Genomic DNA, 20,962 nt, shown 5'->3' on the forward strand with positions numbered 1-20,962 from the left:
ATGCTGGCCCGCTGGCTCGGCCAGGCCGGGTTCGTGCTCACCGCGGGGATGGCGCACCTCGCCGTCGACCCGTACCTGTCCGACTCACTCGCCGAGAAGTACGCCGGGCGCCTGTTCCCGCACACCCGCATGCGCCCCGCCCCGCTCGCCCCGCGGCAGCTGCCGCCGCTGGTCGCCGTGGTGTGCACCCACGCGCACACCGACCACATGGACCCCGCGACCCTGACCCCGCTCATGGCCGACCAGCCGCGGCTGCGCCTGGTCTGCCCGCGTGCCGTCACCGGGGAGGCACTGCGCCGCAGCGGCGCGGACGCGTCCCGGCTGGATCCGCTGCGCGCAGGCGAGCAGACCGGCTACGGCCCGTTCGCGATCAGCGCGGTGCCTTCCGCCCACGAGGAGCGCGAGCTCGACGAGCACGGCGACGACCGGTTCCTCGGCTACGTCATCGACGCCGCCGGCACCCGGGTCTACCACTCCGGCGACTGCGCGCCCTGGGACGGCCTGGCCGAGTGGCTGGGGTCCATGGCCGTCGACGTGGCGCTGCTGCCGGTCAACGGGCGCGACGCGCACCGCCGCGACAACGGCGTGCCCGGCAACTTCACCTTCGAGGAGGCCGTGCGGTTGTGCGCCGCCGCCGGGATCGGCACCCTCGTCCCACATCATTGGGGCATGTTCGCCTTCAATTCCGCCGACCCGGCCGGGTTCGACTTCGGCCTCGCCGGGCGCCTCGGCGTCACCGTCCAGCTGCCGGTGCACGGCGCCACGATGATCCTGCGGGGGCGTCGATGAACGGCCCGGCCGGCGGCCCCGTGCTCGTCCGGATCAACCAGCACCTCGACCAGCTGCGCCGCTCCGAGCGCAAGGTCGCCGACGTGGTGCTGGCCAAGCCGCGCGGCGTGGTGCAGATGACCCTGGCCGAGCTCGCCGAGGCGGCCGGGGTCAGCCAGCCCACGATCGTGCGCTTCGCCAACGCCATCGGCTGCGACGGCTTCCACGACTTCCGCATCCAGCTGGCGCAGAGCGTCGCGCTCGGCGTGCCGGCCACCCAGTCGGTCATCGAGGCCCAGGACGACACCGCCACCACGGTCGGCAAGATCTTCGACTTCTCCATCACCTCGCTGGACCACGTGCGCCGCCACCTCGATCTCGACGCGATCGGCAGGGCCGTGGACACCCTCGCCTCCTGCTCGAACATCGTGTTCATCGGCCTCGGCGCGTCCGGGATCGTGGCGATGGACGCCGAGCAGAAGTTCCCGCTCTTCGGCGTGCCGTGCTCGGCCCAGATCGACACCCACCAGCAGTTCCTGGCCGCCTCGACCAGCCGGCCCGACACCGCGTTCGTGGCCATCTCCAACACCGGCCGCACCGTGTCCATCCTCGACACCGTGCGCGTCGCGCGGGAGCGCGGCGCCGCCGTCATCGGCATCACCGGCGGCCCGTCGCCGCTGGCCGAGCTGTCCAACATCGCCATCCTCGTCGAGTCGCTGGACAACACCGACGTCTACACGCCGACGATCTCGCGCCTGGCCCAGCTCGTCGTCGTCGACATCCTCGCCACGATGGTGCTGCTGCGCCGCGAGGAGTCCGCCCTGGAGGACATCCGCACCATGAAGACGCGGCTGTCCCGGATGCGATCGGGGATGCCGCGCGCATGACGACGCTTGATGTGGTCCTCGCCTTCGACCTCGGCACCGGCGGCTGCAAGGCCGCCCTCGTCGACGCCTCCGCGCGCGTGCTCGCCACCGCGTTCGTCGCCTACCCGACCGCCTATCCGGCCCCGGGCCGCCACGAGCAGCGCCCGGCCGACTGGTGGGCCGCCCTGGCCGCCGCGACGAGCCGGCTGCCGCTGTCCGGGCACCGGGTCCGGGCCGTGGCGCTGTCGGGGCACAGCCTGGCGATGGTCCCGGTCGACGCGGACGGCGCACTGTTGCTGGAGTCCGTGCCCATCTGGTCGGACGTGCGCGGCGAGGCCGCCGCGACGGCCTTCTTCGGGCACCTGGCCGAGCGCGACTGGTACGCGTCCACGGGCAACGGCTTCCCCGCCGGCATGTACACCGTGTTCAAGGCGGCCTGGCTGCGATCCGGGACACCGCTCGGCCCCCGGGTCGCGCGCATCCTGGGCAGCAAGGACTGGATCAACGCCCGGCTCACCGGCGTGCAGGCCACCGACCCCAGCTACGCCTCCGGGTCGGGCGCCTACGACCTGCTGACCCGCACCCTGCGCCCGGACGTGTTCACGGCGCTTGGCGTGCCGGCCGGCTGGTGGCCCGACATCGTCGCCTCCACCGCGGTCGTCGGCACCGTCACCGCGGCGGCCGCCGCCGAGACCGGCATCCCGGCCGGGGTGCCCGTCGTGGCCGGCGGCGTCGACAACTCCTGCATGGCCCTCGGCGCCGGCCTGGACCGGCCCGGCGCCGCGTACCTCTCCCTGGGCTCGTCCAACTGGGTCACCGTCGCCGGCGCCGAGCCGGTCCTCGACGCCGTGCAGCGGCCCTTCGTCTTCGACCACGTGCTGCCCGGCCTGTACGTCTCGGCGCTGTCCACGTTCGGCGGCGGCAGCAGCCTCACCTGGCTGGCCGGCCTGCTCGGGCGGGACGGCGACCTCGACGCGCTGCTGGCCGAGGCGGCCGCGGCCCCCGTCGGCGCCGCCGGCCTGACCTGCGTGCCGACGCTCGCCGGCGGCACCGTCGCGGAAGGCGGCCCCTCCGTGCGCGGCGCGTTCCTCGGGCTCGATCTCGGCCACACCCAGGGCCACGTCGCCCGCGCCGTCGTGGAGGGCATCGGCTTCAGCCTGGCCGACGCCGCCGCGGTGATGCTCGCCGGCGCGCCGCCCGGCGCCCCGATCACCGCCGTCGGCGGCGGCGCCCGCGGCGCCCTCCTGCTCCAGGTCCTCGCCGACCTGCTCGACCGGCCCGTCACCCGCCCAGCCGACGCCCAGCACTGCGCGGCGCTCGGCGCGGCGGCCCTGGGCTGGCTCGGCATCGGCGCCTGGGACTCGACCGCCCCGCTGGCCGCCGGCACCGAGGCCGGCGAGGCCGACGTCGTCGCCCCGCGCGCCGGTGCGGCCGCCGACTATGCCCTGCCCCGGGCCCGCTTCCACGCCGCCCGCGCGGCCGTGCGGGCCCAGTCCGAAGTCACATAACGCTCAACGCTCTTGGAGTTCCACCGTGCCCCTCGCTGATCCACGCCCCATCCTCGCCGCCGCCCGCGCCAGCGGGCACGGCGTCGGCGCCTTCAACACCACCCTGCTCGAACACGCCGAGGCGCTCGTCGCCGGCGCCGAGGCGGCCACGGCGCCGCTCATCATGCAGATCAGCGAGAACGCGGTCCGCTATCACGGCTCCCTGCGCCCGCTGGCCCTGGCCGCCCGGGCCCTCGCCGAGGCAGCGACGGTGCCGGTCGTGCTGCACCTGGACCACGCCGAGGACGTCGACCTGGTCCACGAGGCGGTCGACCTGGGCTTCACCTCGGTCATGTTCGACGGTTCCCGGCTCGACGACGCGCGCAACCGGGCCGTCACGGGCGAGGTCGTGGCCTTCTGCCACGCCGCCGGGGTCGCGGTCGAGGCCGAGCTGGGCGAGGTCGGCGGCAAGGACGGCGTGCACGCCCCCGGGGTGCGCACCGACCCCGGCGACGCCGCCGCGTTCGTGGCCGACACGGGCGTGGACTCCCTGGCCGTCGCCGTCGGCACCTCGCACGCCATGGCGACCCGCGACGCCGTCGTGGACGTGGAGCTGGTCGCGGCGATCGCGGCCCGGGTGCCGGTGCCCCTCGTGCTGCACGGCTCCTCCGGCGTCGACGACGAGACGCTGGCCCGGGCGGTGACCGCCGGCATGACGAAGGTCAACATCGCCACCCACCTCAACAAGTGCTTCACCGCCGTGGTCCGCGCCCGCCTGGAGGCCGACCCGAAACTCATGGACGCCCGCAAGTACGTGGCCCCCGCCCGCGACGTCATGGCCGCCGAGGTCACCCGCCTCATCCGCGTGCTCAACCCCGTCGCGCCGGTCGTGGCCGCATGAAGGTCCTGGTCACGCCCCGCAGCATGTCGGCGGCGGGCTCGCCCGCGCTGGACCGGCTCAGCGCCGCCGGCTACGAGATCGTCACCCCGTCGCCCGGGCGCCAGCCCACCACCGAGGAACTGCTCGATGCGGTGCCCGGCGTGGTCGGCTGGGTCGCGGGCGTGGAGCCGATCGGTGCCGAGGTCCTGGCGCGCGCCGACCGCCTCCGCGTCATCAGCCGCAACGGCGCCGGCAGCGACGCGATCGACGCGCGCGCCGCGGAGGCGCACGGCGTGCGGGTCATCACCGCCCGGGGCGCCAACGCGCAGGGCGTCGCCGAGCTGGCCCTGGCGCTGACCCTGATGGGCCTGCGCGGCCTGCCCGAGGCGGCCGACGCGCTGCGCTCGGGCACATGGCAGCGCAGCACGGGCCGGGAGGCGGCCGGGCGCAGCCTGGGCATCGTCGGCTACGGCGCGATCGGGCGCCGCCTCGCCGGGCTGGCCCGCGGGCTCGGCATGACGGTGATGGCCCACGACCCGTTCGTCGACGTCGCGGATGTCCCGCTGGTGTCCCTCGACGTGCTGCTGCGCACGAGCGAGGTCGTGTCCCTGCACGTGCCCCCGTCCCCGGACGGGCCGCTGCTCGGCGCGGCCGAGCTGGCCCTGCTGCGCGACGACGTGGTGCTGCTCAACACGGCCCGCTCGACGCTGGTCGACGAGGCCGCCCTGCTGGCCGAGCTGCGCGCCGGGCGGATCGCGCTCTACTCGGTCGACGCCTTCGACCGCGAGCCGCCGGAGCCCTCCGAGCTGCTGCGTCAGCCCCGGGTGGTGCCGACGCCGCACCTGGGCGCGGCCACGGCCGAGAGCTCACGCCGCGCGGCCGAGGCCGCGGTGGACAACCTCCTCGCCGCCCTCGCCGCGTAGCCGCCGATCGCCCTCAGTAAGGGCAAGGACGACGTCGCATTCCTCAGTTCGATCGACGAGGAGCTGGCGATCGGCAAGGAGTGTCTGGCGGCGCTGGAGCCGCCGGCTGGCAAGGTGCAGCAGGCCGAGCTGCGGCAGCCGCTCGCCAACCTGGTGAGCGAGCTCAAGCAGTACACCGCCCGCAACGACGGCGTGAAGATCGGCGACATCTACACCAAGGCGAACGCGGCGATGGCGGCCCTGTCGATCCAGTGCCCGAGCTGACGAGGGCTACATGCGTTTGGCGGCGTCCTTGATGGCGGCGCGGATGCGGGGGTACGTGCCGCAGCGGCAGATGTTGCGCAGGGTGTCGAGGTCGGCGTCGGTGATGTCGCGGCCCTCGGCGGCGGTGCGGCGGACGAGGTCGACGGCGGCCATGATCTGGCCGGGCTGGCAGTAGCCGCACTGGGCCACGTCGTGGTCGAGCCACGCCTGCTGCATGGGGTGCAGGTCGCCGCCGGCGGTGGCGGCCAGGCCCTCGATGGTGGTGACCTCGTCGGTGGGGGCGAGGTCCTTCACCGGGATGGCGCACGGGTTCACGGCCCGGCCGTTGAGGTGGCTGGTGCAGGCCTTGCAGACGTTGATGCCGCAGCCGTACTTGGGGCCGGTGATCCCGAGGAGGTCGCGCAGCACCCACAGCAGGCGCTCGTCGTCGGCGGCGTCGACGGTGACCTGGGAGCCGTTGACGCGGAAGGTGTGCTGGGGCATGCGAGCGGCTCCTATGCAAGCCCGTCGGTGGGCGACGGCGGGATCGGCGGGACGGTCGGCTTGGGGGTGAAGGACAGCGTGCCGTGGTTGATCGGGAACGTGGTCGGCATGGTGCCGGTGGCCCGGCCGTAGGCGCACGCGACCGCGGCCATCGAGGCGGCCACGCCGAGCTCGCCGGCGCCGCCGGGCTGGTCGGACGTGCTGGGCATGACGATGACCTGCAGGTCGGGTGGGGTGTTCCACTGGCGGGTGTAGAAGTAGTTGTCCCAGCTGGCCTCGAGGAAGTACCCGTCGCGCAGGTGCAGGCTGGACGTCAGCGCCAGGGCGATGCCGTCCATGACGCAGCCCATCATCTGCGCCTCCAGCCCGCGCGGGTTGACGGCGAGGCCGATGTCGACGGCGACGACCGCGCGGGTGACGCGGGGGCCGGCGACGCCGTCGCGGACGGGGCGGTTGACGGTGGCGGGGCGGCAGTCGAGCTCGACGAGGACGGCGCTGACGGCCTTGTATTCGGCGTGGAACGCGATGCCCTGCGCCACGCCGGCCGGTAGGGAACGGCCCCAGCCGCCGGCGGTGGCGACCCGGTCGAGCACGGCGCGGGAGCGGTCGTCGCGCAGGAAGGCCCGCCGGAACTGGTACGGGTCCCGGCCCATGCGGGCGGCGAGCTGGTCGACGACGAGCTCGCGGGCGCAGGTGACGTCGGGTGAGTAGACGTTGCGCATGCTGCCGGTATTGAAGCCCTTGTCGGTCTCGTTGAGCAGCCGGCTGGTGACCCCGAAGTCGTAGGACATCGTCTGGCTGAGCTGGAAGAACGTCTCGGAGAAGCCGATGTCGCCGACGGGCAGCCGGGCGGCGAAGGCGGTGATGATCTCGCCGAGGCCGTGGCTGAGGTCGGTGGCGACGCTGGTGTGCCGCTGGTCGTAGCTGAGGACGGTGTTGCCGAGGTACGCGGCGCGCACCCGCGACGTCGCCATCGGGTGCACGCGGCCCTGGCGGGAGTCGTCGGCGCGGTGCCACATGAGCTTCACCGGCCGGCCGATCTTCTGCGACACCTCGGCGGCCTCGAGGGCGGCGTCGAAGAACAGTTTGCGGCCGAACGAGCCGCCGCCCTCGGTGACGTGGACGGTGACGGCGCCGGCCGGCAGGCCGAGCTTGGCGGCGATCGCCTGTTTGGCGACGATCGGTGCCTTGAGCGCCGACCAGATCTCGGCGCGGCCGGCGCGGACGTCGGCGATGGCGCAGTTGGGCTCCAGGGCGCTGTTGTTGCGGAAGTGGAAGGTGAAGCGGGCGTCGACGACCGGGGTCGGCGGCCGCAGCCCGATCGGCAGCTCGGCGAGGGCGAGCTCCTGCCGGATGGTCTGGTCGGACTTGCCTTCGGCGGTGCCGGGCCGCCAGGTGACGCGCAGGGCGCGGACGGCGTCGATGCACTGGCCGAACGTCTGGGCGCGGACGGCGACGCCGGTGCCGATGGCGACGACGTGGGTGACGCCGGGCATCGCCTGGACCTCGGCGAGGTTGGCGACCGAGCCGACTTTGCCGTTGATGGTCGGCGGGCGGCAGACCATGGTCGGTTTGGCGTCGGGGACGTCGAGGTCCATGGCGAAGCGCTTGCGGCCGGTGACGGCGTCGCGGGCGTCGACGCGGTTGTGGGGCTTGCCGATGACGGTGAAGCTCTCGCGGGCGGTGAGCTCCACCGCCATCTGTGTCGTGCGGGCGCTCGCCGCCGCGACGGCGAGCGCTCCGATGTCGAGGTGCCGGCCGGAGCGATCGGTGATCACTCCGGCCCGCAGGGTCAGGTCGGCCACGGCGGTGCCGAGGGACTGGGCGGCGGCCTGCAGGAGCCGGGTCCGGGCGATCGCGGCGGCGACCCGGATCGGCGTGTAGGTGGCGATGGTGGTGTTGGAGCCGCCGGTCAGCTGGTTGAACAGCAGCTCGGGGCGGGCGTCGGCGAGCGTCACCCGCACCCGCTCCAGCGGCACGGACAGTTCCTCGGCGATCAGCATGGCGGTGGAGGTGGTGATGCCCTGCCCGACCTCGGCGCGGGGCAGCGCGAACGACACGGTGCCGTCCGGGGTGACCTCGACGGAGATGAGGCCCGAGGTCGGCAGGGCGGCCACGGTCATGAGGTCGTTGAGGTCCACGATGTCGGTGATGTCGCCGCCGGCAGCGGCGGGTGCCGGGGCATCCAGTGCGGCGGCGGTCACCAGTACAGGAGCGGCGACGACGAAGCCGATGAACTGCCGCCGCCGGATGCCCTCGCTCACGACGGCCGGTTGATGGTGGGGATCTCGATCTTCGTCTCCTGGCCCTTGGTGAGGTAGAAGAGGATGTACTGGCGGACCGCCTCGTCGACGACCCACGCGGCGGCGGGGACGAGCGGCAGCGGCATGAGGCCCTCGCGGAACTTCACGAGCGGCGGCCAGACGGTGGCGATCAGCGGGTCCCACACCGGCTCGCGCGGGATGGCGTCCCAGTCGGCGACCTGGTTGCCCACGAGGTACCGGGCGAGCGCGTTGCACAGCGGCCGGCTGATGCTGCCGGGGCTGGTCTGCTCGGCGAGCTGGCCGAGCAGGACGTCGGTGAGGATGACGCCTTCGGGGGTCGGTCCCATGTTGCGGGGCAGGACCTGGTCGGACTGGGCGTTCGCGGCGGTCCACGTGGCGGGGATGTACTCGTCGCGGATGCCGAGCAGGTGCGCGGTGACCTGCCAGACGTGCAGGTAGGCCTCGGCGTCGGCGGCGGGGATCGGCACCTTCCACTCGCGCATCTTGCGCATCGCGAAGGTCGGCAGGGTGTGCCAGGTGACGAGCATGTCCTCCTGGCTGATCGGGATGGTGCCGTCCCAGTGCGGGGACTGCTGCAGCAGGTGCCGGACGGCGGCGTGCACGAGCCGGGTCTTGACGGCGTTGACGATGCAGTTGCCGTCGGGGCGGTAGGCGTTGAGCGCGCCGACGGCGAAGCCGAGGATGCTCGTCTTGGCGACGCGGTCCTCCATGTCGGCGCCGCCCTTGGAGTAGTAGACCGCGCGGGCCTCCTTGGGGATGGCGGTGCTCAGCATGCCGCCGCCGACGCCGTTGAGCAGGTTGAGGTAGAGGCCGCGGGACTTGTTGAAGGTAGCGGCGGCCTCGAGCTTGCCGCGGTCGGCCCAGTCCGGCAGCTGCCGGGCGTGGTCGATGAACGCCTTCACGTCGGCGGGCAGACCGGCGGGCGTGGGCTGGTCGTTGCGGGTCCAGTCCCACAGCAGCCGGTTGACCTCCGGGACGCCGCCGCGGTCGAGCAGCGACGCGACGAGCGGGTCCGCCTCCTCGTCCCACACCCAGCGCGGGTCGGCGCCCGCGCCGGCACCGGCGATCGACCCTTCGGGGGCCCAGGTCCAGGCCGGCGTCGCGACGCTCAGCGCGCCGAGCGCCCCGAGGGCGCCGCCGGCCATCAGCACTTTGCGTCTGCTCAGTTCCGTCATATCGATGCTATCCAATTCATGAAGGGCGGTTGGTCTGCGGGATCTCGATACTGATCGGGCCGGCGTCGGACAGGAACAGCAGTGCCGCCTTGCGCAGGAACTCGTCGAAGAGCCAGTACGCCTGCGGGGCGAGCGGGAAGGGCAGCAGCCCTTCACGGACGGCGATGAACGGCCCCCAGGCGACCTTGAGCAGCGAGTCCCAGACCGGCTCGCGCGGGATCCGCAGCCACCCGGCGATCTGGTCGCCGAGCATGAAGCGGGTGAAGGAGCCCAGGATCGGCTTGGTGAGCAGGCCGGCGTCGATGACCGCGCCGAGGCTGAGCAGGATGTCGGCGAGCTTGATGCCCTCCGCGGTCGGCGCCAGGACCGGGGTGAGGACCTGGGCGGCCTGGGAGTTGGCCTCGGCCCACGACGCGGGGATGTACTCGTCGCGGATGCCGAGCATGTGTGCGCCGACCTGCCACGAGTGCAGGAACGCGTCGGACTCGGCGGCGGGGATCGGCACCCGCCAGTCGGTCAGCTTCTGCATCACGGTGGTGGGCAGGCTGTGCCAGGTGACCATCATGTCGCGCTGGCTGATCGGGATCTGCTCGTCGGCGGCGCCCGGCCAGTACGGCGACTGCGGCAGCAGGTGGCGCACGGCGGCGTGGACGAGGCGGGTCTTGACGCAGGTCACGATCATCTCGCCGTCGGGCTGGTAGGCCTTGAGCGAGCCGATGTCGTAGCCGAGCTTGGCGGTCTTGGAGATGCGGTCCTTCATGTCCGCGCCGCCCTGGGAGTAGTACACGGCCCGGGCCTCGTGCGGGATGACGGTGCTCATCATGCCGCTGGCCAGGCCGTAGAGGACGCCGAGGTAGAGGCCGCGCTTGCGGTTGAACTCGACGGCCAGGGCCAGCTTGCGCTGGTCGGTCCACGCGGGCAGCTGGCGGGCCCGCTCCATGAAGTCGCGCAGGTCGGCCGGCAGCCCGTCGGGCAGCGGCTGGCCGTTCTTCTTCCAGGTGCGCAGCAGCGCGTTGACCTGCGGCACGTCGCCGCGGTCGAGCAGCGACGCGACCAGCGGGTCGGCCTCGTCGTCCCACACCCAGCGCGGGTCGGCGCCGGGTCCCGCGCCGGCCACCGACCCGGCGGGCGACCAGCTCCAGGCCGGCGTGGCGACGCTCAGCGCGCCGAGCGCGCCCAATGCAGTGCCGGTGGTCAATACCTTGCGCCGGCTGATGTTGCCCATGCCTTCGCCTCCTTCGAGTACCGGACTGGCGGTGATACGATGAAACGCATCCCGCGTCTGTGTATCATCGATGACAACACATGGTGTCGGCAATCACAAGGCATCCAGTGACATCGACTGCCGGGCAGGGCAGAATCGGCACCAGCAGGAGGTGATCGTGGACCCGGACCAGTCGTTGCTGGAGCGCGCCTACCTCGACGCCGTCGAGCGCGTCGACGACCTCGACGAGGCCCGCGGCCGCATCCTCGACGCGGCCTATGAGCAGTTCTGCCGCATGGGCATCCAGCGCTCCACCATGGAGGACGTGGCCCGGCGGGCCCGCGTCTCCCGGATCACCGTCTACCGGCGGTTCGCCACCAAGGACCTCCTCGTCGAGCACGTCGTGCGCCGCGAGTTCCGGCGCTACTTCGAGGTGTTCCTCACCGACATCCAGCAGGCCGAGACCGTCGCCGACCGGGTCGTGTTCGGGTTCGTGAGCTCGCTGCGGGCGATCCGGCGCAACCCGCTCATCGGCGGGCTCATGGCCGCCGAGCCCGACCTGCTCATGCCGTCGATGCTCGGCGACGGCGGGCAGACCCTCGCCACCGTGCGGCAGTTCGTCGCCGGGCAGCTGCGCCAGGAGCAGCGCGCCGGCAACCTGCCCGGCGACCTCGACGCCGACCTCGTCGCCGAGATGATGGTCCGGGTCTCCGCGTCGTTCCTCGCGATCCCGAGCAAGGTCGTCGACCTCGACGACGAGGAGCAGCTGGCGGCGGTCGCCCGCCAGTTCCTCGTGCCGATGCTGCGCCCGGAATGAAGCCATGGACGCCGACCTTCCCCCCGAGGTGGCACTGCTCGCCCGCGGCCTGACCCGGATCGGGCTCAGGCCCGGCGGCAGGCTGCTGATCGTGCTGCCCGGCCGGGCCGAGCAGTGGCTGATCGACCTCGCCGCCGCCTCGCTCGGCGCGGTGCCGGCGGCGGTCGACCCGGCGACGCGCCCCGACCGGCTGCGGCACCTCGCCCGCCACGCCGCACCGCAGCTGCTCGTGCTGGAGAGCGCCGCCGAGCTGGCCAGATGGCGGCCGATCCTCGCGGACCTGCCGAGCCTGCGCCGGATCGTCCTCGTCGACGATCCGGCGCCGCACGAGCTCAGCCTCGCCACGGTCTCCCTGACCCAGGTGCGGGAGGCGGGCCTGCTCACAGCCCCAGCGACCGGCCGATCACTTCCTTCATGATCTCCGTGGTGCCGCCGTAGATGGTCTGCACCCGCGAGTCCAGGAACGCCTTCGCCACCGGATATTCGCGCATGTACCCGTAGCCGCCGTGCAGCTGCAGGCACCGGTCCACGGTGCGCTGCTGCAGCTCCGTGCACCACCACTTCGCCATCGCCGCCGTCTCGGCCGTCAGCGTCGGCTCGACCAGGCAGCGGTCCACGAAGACCCGGCCGAGGCGCAGCTCCGTCGCCAGCTCCGCCAGCACGAACCGGTTGTGCTGGAAGCTGCCGATCGGCTTGCCGAACGCCTGCCGTTGCCGGCAGTACGCCACGGTCTGCTCGAACACGGCCTCGGCCGCGGCGAGCGCGGCGACGGCGATCGACAGCCGCTCGAACGGCAGGTTCCGCATGAGGTACGCGAAGCCCCGCCCCTCCTCACCGAGCAGGTTCGCGGCCGGCACCCGCACGTCGGAGAAGAACAGCTCGGCGGTGTCCTGCGCCTTCTGCCCGATCTTGTCGAGGTTGCGGCCCCGCTCGAAGCCGGCCATGCCGCGCTCGACGACGAGCAGGCTGATCCCCCGGTGCCCCGCCGCCGGGTCGGTACGGGCGACGACGATGACGAGGTCGGACAGGATGCCGTTGCTGATGAACGTCTTCTGCCCGTTCAGGACGTACGTGTCGCCGTCGCGCACCGCGGTGGTGGTGATGCCCTGCAGGTCGCTGCCCGCACCCGGCTCCGACATGGCGATGGCGGTGATGATGTCGCCGGAGCAGAAGCCCGGCAGCCACCGCCGCTTCTGCTCCTCGTCGGTGAGGTCGGTGAGGTACGGGCCGATGATGTCGTTGTGCAGGCCGAACGCGGGCCCGGTCGCGCCGGCGCGGGCGAGGCCCTCGGTGAGGACGGCGCTGAACACCCGGTCGGTGACGCCGGCGCCGCCGTAGCGCTCGTCGACGAAGAACCCGAGCAGGCCCGCGGCGCCGGCGGCCCGCCACACGTCCCGGTCGACGACCCCGTCGGCCTCCCACCGCTCGTGGTGCGGGGCGATCTCCTTGTCGATGAACGCCCGCACCAGCTCGGCGAACGCCCGGTGCTCGGCGGTGAAGACGGTGCGCTCCACGGTGACTCCCTACTGGGTCATGGCTTTGACGGCGGCGATCAGGCGGCGCGGGTCTGGCCCGAGAGGCGTCACGTTGAGGATCGTGACGCCGGCGTCGCGGTATGCCCGCACCCGGTCCCGGACGTAGCTCTCCGGCCCGATGAGGCTGGTCCGTTCCAGCAGCTCCGCCGGCACGGCGGCGGCCGCCTCCTCCTTGCGGCCGGCCAGGTACAGCTCCTGGATGCGGTCGGCCTCGGCGGCGAACCCGTACCGGCTGACGAGGTCGTGGTAGAAGTTGCGGTCCTTGGCGCCCATCCCGCCGACGTAGAGCGCGATCAGCGGGCGGGCCAGGTCCCGCAGCCCGGTGACGTCGTCGCCGATCGCGAGCGGCCCGCCGGCGGCGATCTCCAGCGGCCCCAGCGCCGGGTCGCGTTTCTCCCGGCCGGCGGCCAGGGCGGCGCCCCACACGTCGGCGGCGCGGGAAGGGTCGTACAGGAACGGCATCCAGCCGTCGGCGAGCTCGGCGGTCATCCGCACGTTGCGGTCGCCGAGCGCCGCGACGTAGATCGGGATGCTGTCGCGGACCGGGTGGCTGAGGATCTTCAGCGGCCTGCCGAGGCCTGTCCCAGCGCCGGGCGGGAGCGGCAGCTGGTAGGCGCCGTCGTTGACCAGGGTCTCGCGGCGCCACACCCTCCTGCAGATGCCGATCAGCTCGCGGGTACGGGCGAGCGGCCTGTCGTACGGGACGCCGTGCCAGCCCTCGACGACCTGCGGCCCGGAGGCGCCGACGCCGAGGATGGCACGGCCGCCGGAGACCGCGTCGAGGCCGGCGGCGGTCTGCGCGATGAGCGCGGGGGTACGGGAGTACAGCGGCAGGATCGAGGATCCGATGCTGAGCCTCGTCGTCTTCGCCGCGAGGTAGCCCATGACGGTCGGCGCGTCGAACCCGTACGCCTCGGACACCCACACGATGTCGAGCCCGTCGTCCTCCCAGGCCGCGACGCGGTCGGCGGCCGCCCTGGGGTCGGCGTCCACCGGGAGTGCGGTGGCGATGCGCATCAGGGGCCTCCCAGCCAGTCCTTGAGGACGTCGTCGGTGTGCTGCCCGGGCACCGGTGGCAGGCCACCGATCGCGCCCGGGGTCTGCGAGAAGCGGGGTGCGGCGGCGGGCTGCACGATGCCGTTGTGGACCTCGAAGGTGCCGCGCGCGACCAGGTGCGGGTGGCCCGCGGCCTCGGCGAGCGACAGCACCGGCGACACGCACGCGTCGGTGCCGTCGAACACGGCGGTCCATTCCGCTCTGGTACGGGTGGCGAATACCGCTGTGAGCCGCTCCCGTAGTACGGGCCAGCCCTTGACGTCGTGCTGGGCGGGCAGGTCCGGGTCGGCGTCGAGGCCGAGCAGGCGCAGCAGCTCGGCGTAGAACTGCGGCTCCAGCGCGCCGACGGCCATGTGCCCGCCGTCGGCGGTGGCGTAGACGGCGTAGAACGGGGCGCCGCCGTCGAGCAGGTTCCGCCCCCGCTGCGGGCGCCAGGCGCCGGTGGCGAGGAACCCGGCGAACATCGTGGTGAGGTGCGCGGTGCCGTCGACGATCGCGGCGTCCACGACCTGCCCCACGCCCGTGGTGCGGGCGACGTGCAGCGCGGCGAGGCAGCCGACGACGAGGTACAGCGAGCCGCCGCCGAAGTCGCCGACGAGGTTGAGCGGGATCTGCGGCGGGCCGTCGGCGGCGCCGATCGGGTGCAGGGCGCCGGCGAGCGCGATGTAGTCGACGTCGTGCCCGGCGGTCCGCGCGAGCGGGCCGTCCTGGCCCCAGCCGGTCATCCGCCCGTACACCAGGGCCGGGTTGCGCTCCAGGGCCGCGTCCGGGCCGACGCCGAGGCGCTCGGCGACGCCGGGGCGCCAGCCTTCCACGACGATGTCGGCCTTCGCGGCGAGATCGAGGACCCGGCCGGCGCCGGCGGGGTCCTTCAGGTCGACGACGATCGAGCGCTTGCCGCGGTTGAGCAGGTCGGTGCGGGGATCGCCGGCGGCCAGCGGGCCGGGCTCGGGGCGGTCGACGCGCACGACGTCGGCACCGAGGTCGGCCAGCAGCATGGCGGCGAACGGGCCGGGCCCGATGCCGGCAAGCTCCAGAACTCTGACACCCGTGAGCGGTCCGGTCATGCCGCCACCTCCGCTGCGCTCCGGCGCCGGCCTGACCCACACCTGCAATACCGATTCGCGGCTCCTCCGCTGCGCTCCGGACCGCTCATGCTCCCCACCTCGGCGTGCTGCCCTGTACCAACGCTGCCGCCGCGGCACGGAAGTCCGGGCCCGACAGGGACTCCCCCATCAGGCGGACGGCGTCGGCGGTCGCGTCCGCTGCGGTGCTGTCCAGGCCGGCCCACACCTGGCGCCGGATGACGGCCATCGACGACGGCGCGCAGTGCACGGCGAGGTCGACGGCGTAGGCCTGGGCGGCGGGCAGGACCTCGGCGCGGGGCAGGACCCGCTGCGCCAGGCCCATCCGCTGCGCCTCCACCGCGTCGATCTTGCGGCCGGAGACGAGCAGGTCCATGGCGTTGCCGACGCCGATCAGGCGGGGCAGCAGCCAGGCGCTGCCGTATTCGGCGATGAGGCCGAGCCGGCTGAACGCGGTGGACAGGCGCGCCTCCGCGGCGAGGAACCGCACGTCGGCGTAGAGGGCGTGGACGAGCCCGAGGCCCGCGGCGCCGCCGTTGACCGCGGCGACGATCGGCGTGCCGAGGGTCAGCGGCAGGTGCGGCTCGAAGCCGAGCTCGTGCAGCAGCCGGTCGCGGTGCCCGGGGTCGAGCAACGCCTGCAGCGCGGCGGGGTCGGCGCCGGCGCAGAACCAGTCACCGGCGCCGGTGACGACGATCGCGCGGACCGCCGGGTCGTCGTCGGCCGCCTTGAGCGCCGCGTAGTAGTCGCGGAACATCTCCCACGTCATGGCGTTACGGTGGTCCGGCCGGTCGAACCAGATCGTGCGTACGCCGTCGCGGGTCTCGACCCGCAGGCCACTGCTCATCGCGCTCCCTCTTTGACTTTTGACATTTGATACTATTGCGGGCATGTCCAAGCTGTCAGACGGCCGCCCGCAGTTGTCGGAGACCGTGGCGAGCCTGCTGCGGGACCGGATCATGTCCGGCCAGTTGCGCTCCGGCTCGCGGATCCGGCTCGAGCAGGTCGCCGAGGAGACCGGGCTGAGCATCACCCCGGTCCGCGAGGCGCTGCTGATGCTGCGCGCCGAGGACATGGTCGAGCTGCAGCCGCGCCGCGGGCACGTGGTCGCGCCGCTGTCCCGGCAGGACATCATCGACGTCTTCGGGCTGCAGGGGCACATCGCCGGCGAGCTGGTCGCCCGGGTCGCCGCCGCCATCACCCCGGCGCAGCTGGACGAGCTGCGCGCGGTGCACCAGCGGCTGGCCAAGGCCGCGCAGGCGCGGCAGGCGAGCAAGGTGGAGCAGCTGGAGTTCGAGTTCCACCGCGGCATCAACCGGCTCGCCGACGCCCGCAAGCTGTCGTGGCTGCTGCGGGCCGCGACCCGCTACACGCCGACCCGCTTCTACGCCGCCGACGCCGCCTGGCGCGCCGCCATGGTCACCGACCACGAGGCGCTGCTGGCGGCCCTGGCGGCCAACGACGCGGACGCGGCCCGCCCGGTCATGGCCCGCCACTTCACCGACGGCGCCGAGCGCCTCGTCAAGCACCTCGACGACCTCGGCCTCTGGACCGCCTGACCTGGCATTTTGCCGCCCACCGACACCCGTCACGGTGAGTGATACGGTGACAGCACGCGTGACCTGCCGGTTTGGAAAGATGCTGTAAGGTGCTCTGAGAGCGGAACGCAGCACACCGGAATCCACCCGATCACGGCATGCCGCCTCGCCACTGGACGAGCCGCTGGACGACCTGCCGGACTGGCTTTTGGACGACCCGCCCGCCCGGCGCAGCGCCGCACCGACCCGCTCGACGTCCGGCGTGCCGCCGGCGAACGGCGACCGCGACGCCTCGAGGAGTTCGGGCGGGGCCGCGCTGCTGGACGGGCTACCGGACCGGCTGCCGGACGACCTAGCGGACGGGCTTTGGGGCGGCCCGCCGGACCGGCTGCTGAACGATCTGGTGGAGCTGAACGATCTGGTGGACAGGCTTTGGGGCGGCGGCCCGCCGGACCGGCTGCTGGCCGACCGGCCTGCCCGGCCGCTGGACTGGCTTCGGCTTCGCAACGGCCGACCTCACCCGCGCCCGTGGCGCAGCTTGAACATGGCCAGCGACGTGCGCATCGCCTTCTCGGCGGGCTGCAGGGTCAGCAGGTCGATCGGCGGCCGGAAGCGCTGCCACGTCACGGACTTGGCCCGGCTGAACTCGCGCAGCCCGTCGGCGCCGTGGACCCGGCCGAAGCCTGAGTCGCCGACGCCGCCGAAGGGCAGCGCGGGCACGGCGGCGTAGCCGAGGACCGAGTTGACCGAGACCGCGCCCGCCCGCAGGCCCGCGGCGAGCGCCCGGCCGGTCGCGCGGCGGCGGGTGAAGATGGAGCCGGCCAGCCCGTAGGCGGTGGCGTTCGCGCGGCGCAGCGCCTCGTCGGCGTCGGCGACCCGGTTGACGATCAGCACCGGCCCGAACGTCTCCTCGGTGACGGCCGCGCTGTCCTCGGGGACGTCGGCGAGCAGGACCGGGTCGACGAACGGCGGGCGCACCGAGGCCGCGTCGCCGACGACGGCCCGGCCGCCGCGGTCGATCGCGTCGGTGATGTGCCGACGGACGATCTCCGGCTGCGTGGGCGTGGTCATCGGGCCGTACGGCGCGTCGGCCTCGGCGCCCGGCCGCACCTCGCGCAGCAGCGGGGTCAGTTCGGCCAGGAACGCGTCGTGGACGGCGTCGACGACGTAGATGCGCTCGACGCCGGCGCAGGTCTGGCCCGCGTTGCCGAGGCCGCCGAACACCGCGGCGCTCGCCGCGGCCGGCAGGTCCGCGTCGGCGGTGACGATGAGCGCGTCCTTGCCGCCGCCCTCGATGACGACCGGGGTGAGCCGCTCCGCGCAGGCCGCCATGACGCGACGGGCCGTGGCGGCGGAGCCGGTGAATGCGATCTTGTCCACGCCCGCCCGGCACAGCGCGGCGCCGGTCGCGCCGTCGCCGGTGACCACCTGCAGGACAGGGTGCTCCGGCAGCAGTTCGAGCCAGCGCGCGGCCAGCCACGACCCGACGCCGGGCGTGAACTCGCTGGGCTTGAACACGACCGCGTTGCCGGCGGCGAGCGCGTGGGAGATGGAGCCCATCGGGGTGTAGAAGGGGTAGTTCCACGGGCCGATCACGCCGACCACCCCGAACGGCACGTACTCGACGGTGCTGGCCTGGTTGAAGGCGAGCATGCCCGAGGACACGGAGCGGCGCCTGAGCACGCGGCCGGCGTGGCGGGCGGCCCAGTCGAGGTGCTCGACGGTGAGCATCACCTCCAGCAGCGCCCCCGCGAGAGGCTTGCCGGTCTCCTCGCGGATCAGCGAAGCGAGCTCGGTGACCCGCCGGGCGATCGACGCCTTGAACGCCAGCAGATGGTGCCGCCGCTGCCGGGCGGTGAGGCCCGCCCACCAGCCGGCGGCGGCGCGGGCGCGCTCCACCGCCGCCTCAACAGCCACCTCATGCGCGACGGTCGACGTCATCGAGACCTCCCTGACATTTGATATTCGATAGTTTAGCCTCGGTGTCAATCCCCGCGTTCACAACGGCATCCATGGAGGAACCAGCTGTGGAATACAACGACGAACAACGATCCCTGGTGGCCGCGGTGCAGGACTTCTGCCGCCGGGAGGCCGGCAGCCGGGAGCAGCGCCTGGCGCTGACCGACGGTGGCAGGGAGAACCACAGCCCCGAGCTCTACCGCAAGATGGCCGACCTCGGCTGGCTCGGCATGGCGCTGCCGGAGGAGTTCGGCGGCGGTGGCGCCGGCATGGTCGACCTGTGCCTGTTCCTGGAGACGACCGCGAAGGCGATGGCCCCGATCGGCGGCTTCACCACCTCGATCATCGTCGCCGCCGCGTACGAGCGCTTCGGCTCGCCCGAGCAGAAGAAGGTCGTCCTCGGCGGGGTCGCCCGCGGCGCCATCGAGGCGATCGCCATGTCGGAGCCCGAGGCCGGCTCGGACGTGGCGAACCTCAGCTGCCGCGCCGAGCGCCGCGGCGACGAGTGGGTGGTCAACGGGCAGAAGACGTGGTGCTCCAACGCGCACCTCGCCGAGCGCATCCTGCTCGTCGCGCGGACCAGCGGCCGCGCCGGTGACCACAGTGGACTCACCATGTTCCAGGTCCCCACGACGGCCGCCGGGCTGACCGTCTCCGGCATCGACACGATGGGCGGCCGGGAGGTCAACGACCTGTACTTCACCGACTGCGCGCTGCCCGCCGACGCCGTCGTCGGCACGCTCGACGCCGGCTGGCGGCAGCTCATGGCGGGGCTCAACTTGGAGCGGCTGATCCTCGCCAGCCTCATGCTCGGCACCGCGCAGCGCGCGTTCGACGACGTCGTGGACTACGTGAAGGGGAGGCGCCAGTTCGGCCGGCCGATCGGCTCGTTCCAGGTGCTGCGGCACCGCCTCGCCGACCTCGCCACCGAGATCGAGTGCGCCCGGCTGCTCGTGTACGCGACGGCCGCGCAGGTCGACCGCGCACCCAACACGGTGCTGCCGCGGGAGACCTCGATGGCGAAGCTGAAGGCGACCGAGACCGCCCGCCGGGTGACGCTCGACGCGATGCAGATGATGGGCGGCTACGGCTACGCCACCGAGTTCGACATGGAGCGCCTGGTCCGCTCGTCGATCGTCTCCACGGTGTACGGCGGCACCAGCGAGATCCAGCGCGACATCATCGCCAAGACCTACGGACTGCATGAAGTAAGCCGCGATTCACAGTAGGACCGCGCGGACACTTCCCAAGAAGTTAACGCTGACTTACAGTGCCTCCTACGCGATCCACGGGCGTCGCCAGCACTGCTGGCGGCGCCCCACGGGCGTCGCCGGGAAAGCGCGCCGCGACGCCCCACGGGCCCCGCCCGCCCCCTCGAGGCAACCATGTGATCGAAGTGGAGTTCCCATGCTCCGAATCAAAGCCCTTACCGCCGCCGCCCTCGTCATGGTCACCGCCACCGCCTGCGCCGAGGACACCGCCGAACCGCAGCGCGCCACACCCAGCTTCTCGAAGCCGCCGATCACCGTCGGCTTCCTCAACCCGAACGGCGGGCCGGTCCCGCAGCCCGGCACCGACACCGGCGTCAAGGCCGCCCTCAAGTACATCAACACCGAGCTCGGCGGCATCAACGGCCACCCGCTCGAGGTCGTGTACTGCGACACCGACACCACCCCGGAGAAGGCGCAGTCGTGCGCCAACACGTTCGTGGAGAAGAAGGTCGTCGCCGTCATGGACGGCTACAACCTGTCCTCCAGCGCCACCCTGCCCGCGCTGACCGCCGCGCAGATCCCGCTCGTCGGCATGATCCCGTTCGACTCCGTCACCGGCGCCAAGGCCGAGAACCGGGTGTTCTTCGCCGCCCCGCAGGCGTCGTTCCTCGTCGGCGCCCTGCAGGCGTTCAAGACCGCCGGGAAGACGTCGGTCACCCTCGCGCTCGTCGACACCCCGTCGTCGCACCAGACCATCGACAACCTGCTGCCGGTGCTGGCGAAGACCCTCGGCATCAACGCCAAGGGCATCTACTTCTCCCCCACCAACCCCAACTTCACCGCCGTCGCCTCCACCATCGCCCAGGACAAGCCCGACGTCGGCGGCCTCGTCGCCTCCCCCAGCGAGGCCGTGTGCACGGCGCTGGTGAAGGCGCTGCGGCAGCTGCAGTACAAGGGCGACATCTTCACCGCCGCCTGCACCGACTACATCAAGGCCGGCCCCGCGCAGGCCGCCGGCGGGGCGCTGTACTCCTCCAACTGGCTGCCCGTCGCGGCGAAGTACGTGCCCGCCGAGCTGCAACGGGAGCTGTCCCTCGCCACGAAGTACATCGACGGCGTCGAGGGCGGCACCGGCGGCTACTACGCCGTCGGCGAGTTCGCGCTGCTGGTGAACTTCGCCAAGGCGATGTCCGGCGCCGCCGAGACCGACCTGACCGGCCCCGGCGTGCTCAAGACGCTCAAGGGCCTCAAGGACTTCCCGAGCTTCCTCGGCCCGCGACTCAACTGCGGCAGCGCCACCTCACCGAACTGCACCACGCAGATCCTGCTGTACGTCGTGCAGCCCGACGGCTCGGCGAAGCCCGTCACGGACACCTGGATCACGCCGGTCCCGCAGGTCCTCGCCGCGATCCCGGGCGCGGTGTAA

Annotated in this window: 20 protein-coding genes; 11 read left to right on the top strand and 9 right to left on the bottom strand. The window is 72.9% G+C overall.

Annotated elements, in window-relative coordinates; translation table 11 throughout:
* The 6 genes from ACQEVZ_RS02995 to ACQEVZ_RS03020 all read left to right on the top strand — a co-directional run bounded on the left by ACQEVZ_RS02995 (position 1) and on the right by ACQEVZ_RS03020 (position 5,188).
* Positions 1-789, top strand: a complete 789-nt coding sequence (locus ACQEVZ_RS02995) for an MBL fold metallo-hydrolase (RefSeq protein WP_433376596.1) — start codon at positions 1-3, stop codon at positions 787-789.
* Positions 786-1,655 (top strand): SIS domain-containing protein, encoded by an 870-nt coding sequence (locus ACQEVZ_RS03000; protein ID WP_433360925.1) that lies wholly within the window; start codon positions 786-788, stop codon positions 1,653-1,655. The genes ACQEVZ_RS02995 and ACQEVZ_RS03000 overlap by 4 nt, the downstream gene beginning before the upstream one ends.
* Positions 1,652-3,142: an FGGY family carbohydrate kinase gene (locus ACQEVZ_RS03005; protein ID WP_433360928.1), complete on the top strand. Its 1,491-nt coding sequence runs from the start codon at positions 1,652-1,654 to the stop codon at positions 3,140-3,142. The genes ACQEVZ_RS03000 and ACQEVZ_RS03005 overlap by 4 nt, the downstream gene beginning before the upstream one ends.
* Positions 3,143-3,167: 25 nt before the next feature.
* Positions 3,168-4,022: a class II fructose-bisphosphate aldolase gene (locus ACQEVZ_RS03010; protein ID WP_433360931.1), complete on the top strand. Its 855-nt coding sequence runs from the start codon at positions 3,168-3,170 to the stop codon at positions 4,020-4,022.
* A complete protein-coding gene (locus ACQEVZ_RS03015) occupies positions 4,019-4,924 on the top strand; it encodes an NAD(P)-dependent oxidoreductase (protein ID WP_433360934.1) in 906 nt (301 codons plus the stop codon). The genes ACQEVZ_RS03010 and ACQEVZ_RS03015 overlap by 4 nt, the downstream gene beginning before the upstream one ends.
* A gap of 114 nt (positions 4,925-5,038) precedes the next feature.
* Positions 5,039-5,188, top strand: coding sequence for a hypothetical protein (locus ACQEVZ_RS03020; RefSeq protein WP_344505433.1), 150 nt, complete (start codon positions 5,039-5,041; stop codon positions 5,186-5,188).
* A 6-nt stretch (positions 5,189-5,194) separates the two neighbouring features.
* Here ACQEVZ_RS03020 and ACQEVZ_RS03025 read toward each other — a convergent pair whose 3' ends face one another.
* The 4 genes from ACQEVZ_RS03025 to ACQEVZ_RS03040 are packed head-to-tail and all read right to left on the bottom strand — an operon-like array spanning position 5,195 to position 10,356.
* Positions 5,195-5,671 (bottom strand): (2Fe-2S)-binding protein, encoded by a 477-nt coding sequence (locus ACQEVZ_RS03025; protein WP_344505434.1) that lies wholly within the window; start codon positions 5,669-5,671, stop codon positions 5,195-5,197.
* Positions 5,672-5,682: 11 nt separating this feature from the next.
* Positions 5,683-7,935 (bottom strand): molybdopterin cofactor-binding domain-containing protein, encoded by a 2,253-nt coding sequence (locus ACQEVZ_RS03030; protein WP_433360939.1) that lies wholly within the window; start codon positions 7,933-7,935, stop codon positions 5,683-5,685.
* Complete coding sequence (locus tag ACQEVZ_RS03035) at positions 7,932-9,131, bottom strand: oxygenase MpaB family protein (RefSeq protein WP_433360942.1); 1,200 nt, start codon at positions 9,129-9,131, stop codon at positions 7,932-7,934. The genes ACQEVZ_RS03030 and ACQEVZ_RS03035 overlap by 4 nt, the downstream gene beginning before the upstream one ends.
* 16 nt (positions 9,132-9,147) lie before the next feature.
* Positions 9,148-10,356, bottom strand: a complete 1,209-nt coding sequence (locus ACQEVZ_RS03040; protein WP_433360945.1) for an oxygenase MpaB family protein — start codon at positions 10,354-10,356, stop codon at positions 9,148-9,150.
* Positions 10,357-10,513: 157 nt separating this feature from the next.
* Here ACQEVZ_RS03040 and ACQEVZ_RS03045 point away from each other — a divergent pair, with 157 nt between their 5' ends.
* Positions 10,514-11,152 (top strand): TetR/AcrR family transcriptional regulator, encoded by a 639-nt coding sequence (locus ACQEVZ_RS03045; RefSeq protein ID WP_344505438.1) that lies wholly within the window; start codon positions 10,514-10,516, stop codon positions 11,150-11,152.
* A gap of 4 nt (positions 11,153-11,156) precedes the next feature.
* Positions 11,157-11,570, top strand: a complete 414-nt coding sequence (locus tag ACQEVZ_RS03050; protein WP_344505439.1) for an AMP-binding protein — start codon at positions 11,157-11,159, stop codon at positions 11,568-11,570.
* Here the strand turns inward: ACQEVZ_RS03050 and ACQEVZ_RS03055 are convergent.
* From ACQEVZ_RS03055 to ACQEVZ_RS03070, 4 genes are all read right to left on the bottom strand, one after another.
* A complete protein-coding gene (locus ACQEVZ_RS03055) occupies positions 11,533-12,666 on the bottom strand; it encodes an acyl-CoA dehydrogenase family protein (RefSeq protein WP_433360949.1) in 1,134 nt (377 codons plus the stop codon). The genes ACQEVZ_RS03050 and ACQEVZ_RS03055 overlap by 38 nt on opposite strands.
* 9 nt (positions 12,667-12,675) lie before the next feature.
* Positions 12,676-13,704 (bottom strand): LLM class F420-dependent oxidoreductase, encoded by a 1,029-nt coding sequence (locus ACQEVZ_RS03060; protein WP_433360952.1) that lies wholly within the window; start codon positions 13,702-13,704, stop codon positions 12,676-12,678.
* Complete coding sequence (locus tag ACQEVZ_RS03065) at positions 13,704-14,810, bottom strand: CaiB/BaiF CoA transferase family protein (RefSeq protein WP_433360955.1); 1,107 nt, start codon at positions 14,808-14,810, stop codon at positions 13,704-13,706. Before ACQEVZ_RS03065 ends, ACQEVZ_RS03060 begins: the two co-directional genes overlap by 1 nt.
* An 85-nt stretch (positions 14,811-14,895) precedes the next feature.
* Positions 14,896-15,675 (bottom strand): enoyl-CoA hydratase-related protein, encoded by a 780-nt coding sequence (locus ACQEVZ_RS03070; RefSeq protein ID WP_433360958.1) that lies wholly within the window; start codon positions 15,673-15,675, stop codon positions 14,896-14,898.
* Positions 15,676-15,718: 43 nt separating this feature from the next.
* Between ACQEVZ_RS03070 and ACQEVZ_RS03075 the strand changes: the two genes are divergently transcribed.
* Entirely contained in the window at positions 15,719-16,387 is a 669-nt protein-coding gene (locus tag ACQEVZ_RS03075) for a GntR family transcriptional regulator (RefSeq protein ID WP_433360961.1), read from the top strand.
* Positions 16,388-16,882: 495 nt separating this feature from the next.
* On the opposite strand, the gene ACQEVZ_RS03080 is transcribed toward ACQEVZ_RS03075, so the two are convergent.
* Positions 16,883-18,307, bottom strand: coding sequence for an aldehyde dehydrogenase family protein (locus ACQEVZ_RS03080; RefSeq protein WP_433360964.1), 1,425 nt, complete (start codon positions 18,305-18,307; stop codon positions 16,883-16,885).
* Positions 18,308-18,378: 71 nt separating this feature from the next.
* Between ACQEVZ_RS03080 and ACQEVZ_RS03085 the strand changes: the two genes are divergently transcribed.
* Both ACQEVZ_RS03085 and ACQEVZ_RS03090 read left to right on the top strand, forming a co-directional pair.
* The gene (locus ACQEVZ_RS03085) at positions 18,379-19,554 is read left to right on the top strand and encodes an acyl-CoA dehydrogenase family protein (RefSeq protein WP_433360967.1); all 1,176 of its coding nucleotides are present in this window, start codon (positions 18,379-18,381) and stop codon (positions 19,552-19,554) included.
* A 178-nt stretch (positions 19,555-19,732) separates the two neighbouring features.
* Positions 19,733-20,962: an ABC transporter substrate-binding protein gene (locus ACQEVZ_RS03090; protein ID WP_433360970.1), complete on the top strand. Its 1,230-nt coding sequence runs from the start codon at positions 19,733-19,735 to the stop codon at positions 20,960-20,962.

It is taken from the genome of Dactylosporangium sp. CA-152071, from assembly GCF_050936335.1.
GTDB lineage: Bacteria > Actinomycetota > Actinomycetes > Mycobacteriales > Micromonosporaceae > Dactylosporangium > Dactylosporangium maewongense.